At 69.4% G+C, this 697-nt stretch carries 1 protein-coding gene; it reads left to right on the top strand.

What is annotated here, in order from left to right:
- Positions 1 to 624, top strand: a 624-nt coding sequence (locus IEX97_RS12950) for a GNAT family N-acetyltransferase (RefSeq protein ID WP_188883517.1), incomplete at its 5' end; no start/stop codon positions are given.
- Positions 625 to 697 lie beyond the last annotated feature (73 nt).

Raw genomic sequence — 697 nt, 5'->3', positions numbered from 1 at the left:
CGGCAGGAGCCGGCGCGGCCGCGCGGCGCGGCAGGCGCGGTGACGCGCAAGCGCAAGCGCCAGGCGGCCGCGCCAGGCGGCAAAGGGGCTTTGGTTACCGGTGCAGAGCTCACGTTTCGCCCGCGCCGTCCGGAGGACGATGCGTTCATTGTGGCGTTGACGGAAGAGCAGTTGGGCCGGGCGCACCAGGAGGCGACCGGGGAACCGTTCCCGCGCGCCCAATTCGAACAGTTGATCCAATCGGGGATGCCGACGGTCGTCGTGGAGCAGGGAGAAAAGCGGATCGGCTATTACACGTACTTGGTCGGCGCGGACGGGATCATGCACATCCACGCCCTGGTGTTGGAAAAAGGGCGGCGCAAAGAGTGGGGTGAGAAGGTGATGCAACACCTGGAGGAGGAGGCGCGCCGTTTGGGCGCGCACACCCTGCAGGTGCTCGTTCTGGCACGCCAGCCGCAGAGTGTGGCGTTCACCAAGGAACTCGGTTTCGTCGAGGCGTACCGGATGCCGCCGCATACCATTTGTTTCCAAAAAGCAGTCTCCCCGCCTGCCTCGGGGCAGCCGCAGGCAGGGGTGGAGACGCCTGCAGCCCGGCCGGCATCCGGACTCGCCTCCCGACCGTAACGCGTACCGCGGCCGGACGCTCCGCGCGGGCCGGGCGATGGCGCGGTACGGGCGCCGCGCGCGCCGCCGGGGC

The organism is Paenalicyclobacillus cellulosilyticus (genome assembly GCF_014647315.1).
GTDB lineage: Bacteria > Bacillota > Bacilli > Alicyclobacillales > Alicyclobacillaceae > Alicyclobacillus_J > Alicyclobacillus_J cellulosilyticus.
The sequence above is the reverse complement of the archived record's forward strand: the minus strand, read 5'-3'. Positions and strand labels throughout refer to the sequence as shown.